Consider the following 9,760-nt stretch of genomic DNA (forward strand, 5'->3'; position numbering starts at 1 on the left):
GGCCGCCAACGSGCGCCGCTGCCTGCTGGACCTGGAGCGCGCCGCGCCGATGAAGATCACACGTGTTCTCACCGACAACGGCAAGGAGTTCACCGACCGGCTGTTCGGCCTGCGCAAGCGCGCGGCCACGGGCAACCACGAGTTCGACCGCCTCTGTGCCGACCTCGGGATCGAGCATCGCCTCGCACCACCGATGCGGCCGCAAACCAACGGCATGGTGGAGCGCTTCAACGGGCGGATCGAGGACGTCCTGCAGAGTCATCGCTTCCGATCAGGCGAGGACCTTGAGCAGACGATCCTGCGCTATGTCCGCCTCTACAACGGCCAGCTCCCGCAATCCGTCCTGAAGGGCAGAACGCCTATCGACGCCCTCAAGGACTGGCATCGCCAAAAGCCAAGGCTCTTCAAAAAGCGGCCATACAATCAAGCGGGATCTGACACCTAGCGACGCTTTCGCTTGACGTTGCCGCCGCGCTGCCCGGCCCGGCCGCCGGTGGACCGGCCGGTGGCCTTGGTGGCCGCATCCGACGCGGCATCGACCGCGGTCTGGCGGGCGAGGGGGTCGTCGGAGACGACAAGATCGACGGCCTCCAGCCGCTTGACCTCATCGCGCAGGCGAGCGGCTTCCTCGAACTCCAGGTTCTCGGCGGCCTTGCGCATGTCCGTGCGCAGACCTTCCAGGACTGTCTGCAGGTTCGAGCCGGAGCGCTTGGGATCGATCTTGGCCGTCACCCGGCTCATGTCCACATCGCCCTTGTAAAGACCGGCCAGGATGTCCTCGACGTTGCGCTTCACCGTCGCGGGCGTGATGTCGTGCGCCTCGTTATAGGCCATCTGCTTTTCGCGCCGGCGGTCGGTTTCCCGGATCGCGCGCTCCATCGAGCCGGTTATCCGGTCGGCGTACATGATCACCCGGCCGTCGACGTTCCGCGCGGCGCGGCCGATGGTCTGGACGAGCGATGTCTCCGAGCGCAGGAAACCTTCCTTGTCGGCGTCGAGGATCGCGACCAGACCGCATTCGGGGATGTCGAGGCCCTCGCGCAGCAGGTTGATGCCCACCAGCACGTCGAAGGCGCCCAGCCGCAGGTCGCGCAGGATCTCGATCCGCTCGATCGTGTCGATGTCGGAGTGCATGTAGCGGACCTTGATCCCCTGCTCGTTCAGGTATTCGGTCAGATCCTCGGCCATGCGCTTGGTCAGCACGGTGCACAGGGTGCGGAACCCGTCGGCGGTCACGCGGCGGATCTCGTCCAGAAGATCGTCCACCTGCATCTCGACCGGGCGGATCTCGATCTTGGGATCCAGAAGACCGGTGGGGCGGATGACCTGCTCGGTGAACACGCCCCCGGTCTGGTCCAGCTCCCACGCGGCGGGGGTGGCCGAGACGAACACCGACTGGGGCCGCATGGCGTCCCACTCCTCGAACTTCAGGGGGCGGTTGTCCATGCAGGAGGGCAGGCGGAACCCGTGTTCGGCCAGGGTGAATTTGCGCCGGTAGTCGCCCTTGTACATGCCGCCGATCTGCGGAACCGAGACGTGGGACTCGTCCGCGAAGACAATGGCGTTGTCGGGGATGAACTCGAACAGGGTCGGGGGCGGCTCACCCGGCGCCCGCCCCGTGAGGTAACGCGAGTAGTTCTCGATCCCGTTGCAGACGCCGGTGGCCTCCAGCATCTCGATGTCGAAATTCGTGCGCTGCTCCAGGCGTTGGGCTTCCAGCAGCTTGCCGTCGCCGACCAGCTGGTCGAGGCGCTGGCGCAGCTCCTTCTTTATCTGGATCACGGCCTGCTGCATCGTCGGGCGCGGCGTCACGTAATGCGAGTTGGCATAGACCCGGATCCGGTCGAAACTCTGGGTCTTCTCCCCGGTCAGGGGATCGAATTCGGTGATCGCCTCGAGCTCGTTGCCGAAGAAGGACAGCCGCCATGCCCGATCCTCCAGGTGGGCGGGCCAGACTTCCAGCACGTCGCCGCGCACCCGGAAGCTGCCGCGCTGGAACGCCTGGTCGTTGCGCCGGTACTGCTGGGCCACCAGATCGGCCATCACCTTGCGCTGGTCGTAGTCCTTGCCGGTGTGCAGGTCGAGGGTCATGGCCCCGTAGGTCTCGACCGAGCCGATGCCGTAGATGCACGAGACCGAGGCGACGATGATGACGTCGTCGCGTTCCAGCAGCGCCCGCGTGGCCGAGTGGCGCATGCGGTCGATCTGTTCGTTGATCTGGCTTTCCTTCTCGATATAGGTGTCCGAGCGGGGGACGTAGGCCTCTGGCTGGTAGTAGTCGTAATAGCTGACGAAATATTCCACGGCATTGTCCGGGAAGAACCCCTTGAACTCTCCGTAGAGTTGCGCCGCCAGTGTCTTGTTGGGAGCAAGAATGATTGCCGGGCGCTGGGTCTCCTCGATGACCTTGGCCATCGTGTAGGTCTTGCCGGTGCCGGTGGCGCCCAGCAGGACCTGATCGCGCTCACCGTCCCGCACTCCGGCCGACAGATCGCGAATCGCGGTGGGCTGGTCGCCGGCCGGCTGGAACTCTGTCTGCATCCGGAATGCGATGCCGCCCTCCAGCTTGGAGCGCGCGCCTACATCTTCTGCGGGCGCATGGAGCAGGGCGGGCATCTGATCTGGACGGTTGTTGTGCATCGTCTCTCCGGGGCTTCGGTCTCTAAGATGCGGGCGCGCCGGGCCGGTTCAAGGCCGGATCTAGACGCTGCCGGGCTGGCTGGGATCGGAGCGCGAAAAAAACAACCCAGGATAGAATTTCTTGTTGCATGGATCGCGGAACCGGTGTCTGATGATCGGGCAAGCAAGCAGACCCCTCAGGGCCGGACCAGATCAGGGTATTTAAACTGATCGGTTCGGCCCACCCCACCCTGATCCCCCACATACAACCGCTTGCGCGGACCGGTGCTTGTTCGGCATAATGACGCAGACTTGGCACAGGAGACCGCGATGACCGCCCGCATCTTTCAGCCCGCGAAAACCGCCATGTCTTCGGGCATGGCGAAAACGAAGGGGTGGGTGCTGGAATTCATCGCCGATGAGGCCCGGCGGATCGACCCCCTGATGGGCTGGACCAGTTCCGCGGACACCCAGGCGCAGGTCCGGCTGCGGTTCGAGACCAAGGAAGAGGCGCTGGAATACGCCGAAGCCCACGGGATCGACGCCGTCGTGACCCATCCGAAAAAGCGCCGGGCCAACGTCCGGCCCGGCGGCTATGGCGAGAACTTCGCCACCAAGAGGCGCGGCGCCTGGACCCACTGAGGGCAGGCGCCTGCCCAGGTTACGCGGGCTGGAACACCCCACAGGCAACGCGAGAGCCGGCGTCCCCGGCCGATTGCGACGCGTAGTCGTCAGGCCCGTCGTGGATGATGAAGGCGGCGCCGTCCCCATCCATGAGCATGGCCTCGACCTCCAGAAGCGGATTGAACAACTCCAATGTCAGATTGCCATCCGCGCCGACCGTGACGTTGGGCAGATCGCCCGGGTGGGGGCCGCCTTCGACCAGGACGCCATGCTGCGCGTCTGCCGCGATGTGACCGCCGGCGGACGTGAAGTCCGAAGCCGAGCAATCGCCGGTCTCATGTAGATGGATCCCATGAGATCCTTCGGGGACGCCACTCAATTCAAGGGTGACGACCGCCGTACCGGAGGGGGTCGACGCAACGCTCACCGTTCCGAGTTCTGCCCTGTCCGCACCGGCGACAGTCGCGGTGGCAACGGGGGTTGGCTCGTCCGACATATGCTGTTCCGCCAGGACCGGCGCCGCGGCGAGAAGGACGGCACCGGCAAGACCGGCGGCTGAGATTTTGGACATGGGGAACTCCTTGACCTTGCACATCCGACTCAACCGGTCCCGGCTTCCGGTTGTTCCGCGTTTCCGGTCGGGGCTCGGAGCCTGCCTCAAGGCCATGAGATGCAAGCGGTCAGATTCGTAGAGCGTCTGTTGCGGCCGGTCGCCCTGACCTGGACGGTTTCCGACGTCAGCTTGAGGCGCCCACCATCGATTGGTCGGGGGAACTGGCGGTTCGGGGGCGCACAAGCAGGACAAGGCTTCTCACCCCGGCAGCTCCGACGCGCAACAGCCGCCGCGATGCTGCAAATTCGGGCGCTTCGCGCTTGAGCGTGAAGGGGCGCGCGGCCTTGTCGCGCAAAGGGTCGGGTGGGGGGGTCATCTCGTGACTCCAGCGTGGTAGCCGGTCTGCATGAATGAGCCCGTCCCGCCGCGCCACAGGACCGGGAACCGGCCGGCCTGCACCCAGGCGCCGAAGCGGCGTGACTCCCTGACGATCCGGACTTGGTCCGGGTGCCGCCGCCGGCCGGCAGCCGCGGTATGGCGCTGCGGCGGTCCGGACATGCCCGGCGGTGAAGGTGTCGTTCGCCATGGTCGTCATTGATCGCGCCATTGGTCCGAGCGACAATGACGACCCGTCGGACGCGGGCTCCGTGGAGAGCCCGCTGCGGCTGGTCGGCCTCGATCGGGCGGCGCCGGAGTTCAGCACGCTGAGCAGGCGCCGGAAGATCCTGGCGGTGACCATCCCCTACCGTGGCTCGCAAGGGCGAAGGGACCACCGCCGACCGAGGCGCCGATGCGCTCGGGCATCCCTTCGGACCGATGGCCGTCGTGCCATTACCGCCGCCGCGCAGGACCGCCAAGCCGTGAACGCCATCGACCGCGGGTGCCATCGCCCGGGACGGCGCCCTTCGCGCATCGAAACATCTCGGTCGCGCGATCCGGCGAAGATGGAGCGGAGACCACCGCCGAAGCCGCGCCGTGCCGAAGATGCATTGCGTCAAACTGCCGGGGCAGAGGCGCGTGGCACGCGACGTCCATCGCCAGGGTGCCGAACCCCAGGCCCGCGCCGCCGTGCCGAACGGCTGCACCGCCCGGAACACCTGCCACGGAGCGTGGGATAGTGCGTCCGGGCGAAGGGGGCGTCCGAGCTTCATCCGCTTTGCGCAACAAGGTCGTGCGCGCCAGCAGACGGGTGACTGGCGTGATGCTGCAGTTCACAGATGCGGCAGGCGGAACGATCGCCGTCAGCGACCCCGGCTGGCAATGCCTGGCCGTCCATACGGCACCGCTCGACAAGGCCTGCGAAAGCGTCGCCGATGCCGTCGCGGGGCGAGGGCGCCTGCACCTTCGCCATCTCCGAAGACCTGGACGGCTGGGACACCGCCGGTTTCGACGCCTCCGACTGGTCCCAGGCCGATGTCCACACTGCGATGTCGATCCGAAGCTGGGCTACGACGAAATCAACGAATCCGACTCCGCCGCGTTCATCTGGGGGCCGGACCCGGAGCAAAGCGACACCGTTCCCTGCCGCCTGACGCTCGACTGAGACCCCGAATCTGTTCCCCAAACAACACATAGGAATGTTCTCATCCTGAAACGCGCAATATCGACCGCTCCTCTGCTGAAGGCCACATTGGCTCATGCCGAACTGTTGAAGTCTATGGTTTCGACCTGCTCGACAACACGCAGGACGGCAATTGTCTCGGTACCTCCGGCGGACAGGGCGCGCAGGCTGATCCGGGCGATGGCTGCAGGGCCATACGTGCTACAGTTCCTCAGGTGAAATCGTCGTCGATCACGGCTTCGACCCGGCCCGCTTCGCCGAAGGGGTGTTCTACCTGTCAACGTTCGATGTTAGCGCCGAGGTGACCGGACGACGGTGCCTCCGTCGCTCTGGCCGAATGAGATGGCAGCGCGGAACAGACTTTCACCTTCTCCGGCCAAGGCTCGATCACGCCTGCCTGCGCAACTTTCATGTGCCTGACGCTGGGAGAGGACACCCGCAACGATACCAACCGGATCAAGGCCCTGTCGCTGGAGGCGTGCAGTGAGGACGGTGTGGCCCACCAGGTGTGGGGCAAGCGGACCGCGGAAGACTGACAGGCCAAATTGCGACCCGGAGGAGCTGCTTTTCGCTTGGGAAAGCTCCTTTTCCATGAAGCCTTGACCATCACTCCCTATATCAATACTTCTTGATATATGGACAAGAATCACGCTCTCGATGCCTTCGCCGCCCTCAGCCAGTCCACACGGCTCGATGTATTCCGTTTGCTGATCAAGGCCGGGGACACGGGCATGTCGGCGGGGGACATCGGCGATACCCTTGGGGTTCGCCAGAACACGATGTCTGCCAATCTGGGAGTCCTGGCCCGTTCCGGCCTGATCCGCAGCATGCGGGAAGGACGTAGTATCCGCTACTTCGCCGATATGGACGGGATGCGGGGGCTCCTTGCCTTTCTCATGGAGGACTGCTGCGGCGGACGTCCCGAGCTGTGCCAGCCTGTCATCAATGAACTCGCCTGTGCCTGTTAGAGGCAACCTGACGCCCAAAATTTGAAAGCCTCACATGACCGACACATCGCTCCCCGCCGCGGCGGGTCTGGGAACTTTCGAACGCTGGCTCTCCGTCTGGGTCGCGCTCGCCATCGGCGCGGGGCTGCTTCTGGGCAATCTCTTTCCCGGCATCTTTTCCTATCTGGCCTCGCTGGAAGTCGCAAAGGTCAATCTGCCTGTCGCCTTGCTGATCTGGGCGATGGTCTATCCGATGATGGTCGGCGTCGATTTCGGCGCGCTCAGGCAGGTGGGCGACAAGCCCAAGGGGCTGGTCGTAACGCTGGTGGTCAACTGGCTGATCAAGCCGTTCACCATGGCCGCGCTCGGCGTGCTGTTCTTCGAGTATGTCTTTGCGGGCCTGATCCAGCCGGAGGATGCGCAGGCCTATCTCGCTGGGGTTATCCTGCTCGGGGCTGCGCCCTGCACCGCCATGGTCTTCGTCTGGTCGAACCTGACGCGCGGGGACGCGACCTACACGCTGGTGCAGGTCAGCGTGAACGACGTGATCATGGTCTTCGCCTTTGCGCCCATCGTCGCCTTCCTGCTGGGTGTAACGGACATCGTCGTGCCGTGGGACACGCTGCTGCTCTCGGTCGGCCTGTACGTTTTGGTGCCGCTGCTGGCGGGCCATCTGACGCGGCGCAATCTCGTCGCGAAGGGTGGCGAAGATGCGGTCGATACGTTCAAGGGCAGCGTTCAGCCCTTCTCGATCCTCGGGCTGCTGGTGACGGTGGTGCTGCTCTTCGGGTTCCAGGGAGAGGTCATCCTCGACCGCCCCGTCGTCATCGCGCTGATCGCGGTGCCGCTGCTGATCCAGTCCTATGGCATTTTCTTCGTGACCTACGGCGGGGCCCGGGCCTGGGGCATCCCGTTCAACGTGGCCGCACCCTGTGCGCTGATCGGCACGTCGAACTTCTTCGAACTCGCCGTCGCCGTCGCCATCAGTCTGTTCGGGTTGGGGTCGGGTGCAGCGCTCGCCACGGTCGTCGGCGTGTTGGTGGAGGTCCCGGTAATGCTGTCGCTCGTCGCCTTCGCGAACCGGACGCAGCATTGGTTTCCGAAAGAACGGGACGCATCGTGAGTATCGTCATCCACCACAACCCCGGTTGCGGGACCTCGCGCAACGTGCTGGCGATCATCGAGGCGTCCGGAGAGACGCCCGTGGTCATCGAATACCTTCAGACCGGCTGGACCCGTCCGCAGCTTCTGGGCCTGTTCGCCGCCGCCGGTCTGACGCCCCGCACGGCCCTCCGGACGACGAAATCCCCGGCGGAGGAACTGGGGCTGCTCGATCCTTCCGTGGACGAGGAGACGCTGCTCGCGGCGATGCTGGAGCACCCCGTCCTGGTGAACCGCCCCATCGTCTGCTCAGCCAAGGGGGTCCGGCTCTGCCGTCCGAGCGAGGCCGTGCTGGACCTTCTCGACCGCCTGCCGCCCGGCCCGATGGCGAAGGAGGACGGCACGCCGCTGATCGACGCGGAAGGACATCGTGTTGGCTGACACCCCGAACATCGACGAGGCGCATTTCCGCGCCATCGACATGGAGCGTCTGCTGGAACCCGCGCGGGCAATGCACGCCCCGCGCATCCTGCTGCTCTACGGCTCGCTCCGGGACCGCTCGTTCAGTCGCCTGATGACCGAGGAAGCCGCCCGGGTCCTGGCGCGCCTCGGGGCCGAGACGCGCTCCTTCTGCCCCTCCGGCCTGCCGCTGCCGGACGACGCGGAGGCCGATCGTCCCAAGGTGCGGGAGCTGCGCGATCTCGTCACCTGGTCCGAGGGGATGGTCTGGTGCTCGCCCGAGCGGCACGGAGCCATGACCGGCATCATGAAAACCCAGATCGACTGGATACCATTGTCGCTTGGCGGCGTGCGCCCGACGCAGGGCAAGACGCTGGCCGTCATGCAGGTCAGCGGCGGCTCGCAGAGCTTCAACGCCGTGAACCAGCTCCGCATCCTCGGCCGCTGGATGCGCCTGCTGACCATCCCGAACCAGTCCTCCACCCCGAAGGCGTTTCTGGAGTTCGACGATGCGGGCCGCATGAAACCGTCGCCGTTCTACGACAGGATGGTCGATGTCATGGAAGAGCTGATGAAGTTCACGCTGCTCACCCGCGACAACGTGGGCTACCTGCTGGATCGCTACAGCGAGCGGAAGGAAACCGCCGAGGAACTTTCGAGGCGGGTGAACCAGAAGGCGATCTGACCGGCCGCAGGTCAGTGGACTGGATTTGAGCAAGGCGCACTCTGAGGTGGAGTGCGCCCCTCGGCGTGGACCAATTGAGCGCGTTGAATTGACCGGGAGGGGGCTTTCAGAGGCGGACAACCCATGCCGGAACGCCATTGCAATCGTCGCACCGGGATCAAGCGCCAGGTTGCCGAATATCATCCCGGCGACACCCTGCATGCTCTCGGCCGTCGCCGCGACCTGTCGAGAAGCCCGATCCCGATCGGGAAGGCGGAGGCCGGTGTATCGGATGAAGGCGCGGCTGCGGCCGGGTTTCTCACGGATCGTGAGGCGCGCATCGCGGCCGTCCTGCGCCGCGTCGGACGGCAGGCGCTTGGGATCGGGTTTCCAAAGCGGCGGCACGCTCCGGACCCGTGCGGAAAACACGCCTGTATCCATGACAACCGGCCTGTCGGCCTTTCCATCCGGAGGGGGCGCGCGCCGATGGGCATCGCGCGATCCAGCGCCCGCGCCGCGCCGGACGGCTGGCACGCTGATGAGGCGATCGTCGCGGAACTCCATGCCATCGCCGACGGGTTAGAAGGCCATGCCGCCGCGCCGATGCCGAACGCCGTCAATGCGGAGCCCATTCACTTTGAACCGCCCCGGTTTCACCGGAGGCTCCAAGCTTAGTAGAGATGGAGCCTATGTGTTCAGTCCCGGACGATCACATAGACTCTCGCCGGTCTGCGCTCTTCATGGCAAGGTCGTTTCTGCGTGAGGTTCGGGATGGGGGACGATCATGCTGATCTCTCTTCACAAGCAGGCGACGACGACACCCAGGATCAGAGCTGCGATGCAGGCGAGCGATGAGCCGGCGTGGATGGTTGCGGAGCGCTACAGCATCTCCGAACAGACGGTCTGGAAGTGGCGCAAGCGGGATGGCGTTCACGACCACAGCCACACCGCGCACAGGCTGCAGACGACGCTGACCCCTGCCCAGGAGGCGGTTGCCGTAGCGTTGCGGAAGGCTCTGCTGTTGCCGCTCGACGACCTGCTGTCCGTCGTTCGCGAGTTCCTGAACCCGAACGTCTCGCGCTCCGGGCTGGATCGCTGTTTGCGGCGACATGGGGTGAGCAAGCTCCGCGACCTCACACCAAAGGCGCCGAAGCCTGCGCACAAGCCTTTCAGGGCCCATGAGCCCGGCTATCCGCATGTCGACGTAAAATCCCTGCCGCAGACCCCGGACG

The 9,760-nt window shown here is 65.4% G+C and carries 11 protein-coding genes and 2 pseudogenes; 11 read left to right on the top strand and 2 right to left on the bottom strand.

What is annotated here, in order from left to right:
• Positions 1-445 (top strand): integrase core domain-containing protein (locus KW83_RS18755; protein WP_036182141.1); only part of this gene is annotated, 445 nt, incomplete at its 5' end.
• On the opposite strand, the gene uvrB is transcribed toward KW83_RS18755, so the two are convergent.
• The gene (gene uvrB, locus KW83_RS18760; protein WP_036182143.1) at positions 442-2,640 is read right to left on the bottom strand and encodes an excinuclease ABC subunit UvrB; all 2,199 of its coding nucleotides are present in this window, start codon (positions 2,638-2,640) and stop codon (positions 442-444) included. The two genes, KW83_RS18755 and uvrB, sit on opposite strands and share 4 nt — an antisense overlap.
• A 309-nt stretch (positions 2,641-2,949) precedes the next feature.
• Here uvrB and KW83_RS18765 point away from each other — a divergent pair, with 309 nt between their 5' ends.
• Positions 2,950-3,261 carry an ETC complex I subunit gene (locus KW83_RS18765; RefSeq protein ID WP_036182144.1) on the top strand — a complete coding sequence of 104 codons (312 nt, stop codon included), beginning with the start codon at positions 2,950-2,952 and terminating at the stop codon, positions 3,259-3,261.
• Positions 3,262-3,280: 19 nt separating this feature from the next.
• Here the strand turns inward: KW83_RS18765 and KW83_RS18770 are convergent, their stop codons facing one another.
• Positions 3,281-3,814: a superoxide dismutase family protein gene (locus KW83_RS18770; RefSeq protein WP_036182160.1), complete on the bottom strand. Its 534-nt coding sequence runs from the start codon at positions 3,812-3,814 to the stop codon at positions 3,281-3,283.
• A gap of 388 nt (positions 3,815-4,202) precedes the next feature.
• Between KW83_RS18770 and KW83_RS20295 the strand changes: the two are divergent.
• The 9 genes and pseudogenes from KW83_RS20295 to KW83_RS18805 all read left to right on the top strand — a co-directional run.
• Positions 4,203-4,885 (top strand): annotated as a pseudogene (locus tag KW83_RS20295) (transposase); the annotation flags it as partial.
• 109 nt (positions 4,886-4,994) lie between these two features.
• Positions 4,995-5,339: a hypothetical protein gene (locus tag KW83_RS21280; RefSeq protein WP_200879715.1), complete on the top strand. Its 345-nt coding sequence runs from the start codon at positions 4,995-4,997 to the stop codon at positions 5,337-5,339.
• A 428-nt stretch (positions 5,340-5,767) separates the two neighbouring features.
• Positions 5,768-5,893, top strand: coding sequence for a hypothetical protein (locus tag KW83_RS21740; RefSeq protein ID WP_268745557.1), 126 nt, complete (start codon positions 5,768-5,770; stop codon positions 5,891-5,893).
• A 99-nt stretch (positions 5,894-5,992) separates the two neighbouring features.
• Positions 5,993-6,325 (top strand): ArsR/SmtB family transcription factor, encoded by a 333-nt coding sequence (locus KW83_RS18780; protein WP_036182146.1) that lies wholly within the window; start codon positions 5,993-5,995, stop codon positions 6,323-6,325.
• Between the two features lie 34 nt (positions 6,326-6,359).
• A complete protein-coding gene (gene arsB, locus KW83_RS18785) occupies positions 6,360-7,427 on the top strand; it encodes an ACR3 family arsenite efflux transporter (protein ID WP_036182154.1) in 1,068 nt (355 codons plus the stop codon).
• Positions 7,424-7,846: an arsenate reductase (glutaredoxin) gene (gene arsC / locus KW83_RS18790; protein ID WP_036182156.1), complete on the top strand. Its 423-nt coding sequence runs from the start codon at positions 7,424-7,426 to the stop codon at positions 7,844-7,846. The genes arsB and arsC overlap by 4 nt, the downstream gene beginning before the upstream one ends.
• A complete protein-coding gene (arsH, locus tag KW83_RS18795) occupies positions 7,839-8,549 on the top strand; it encodes an arsenical resistance protein ArsH (RefSeq protein WP_036182158.1) in 711 nt (236 codons plus the stop codon). Before arsC ends, arsH begins: the two co-directional genes overlap by 8 nt.
• Before the next feature lie 123 nt (positions 8,550-8,672).
• The gene (locus KW83_RS19435; protein WP_051928675.1) at positions 8,673-9,203 is read left to right on the top strand and encodes a hypothetical protein; all 531 of its coding nucleotides are present in this window, start codon (positions 8,673-8,675) and stop codon (positions 9,201-9,203) included.
• Positions 9,204-9,312: 109 nt separating this feature from the next.
• A pseudogene (locus KW83_RS18805) lies at positions 9,313-9,760 on the top strand (IS481 family transposase); the annotation flags it as partial.

It is taken from the genome of Palleronia rufa, assembly GCF_000743715.1.
In the GTDB taxonomy this organism is placed as follows: domain Bacteria; phylum Pseudomonadota; class Alphaproteobacteria; order Rhodobacterales; family Rhodobacteraceae; genus Palleronia; species Palleronia rufa.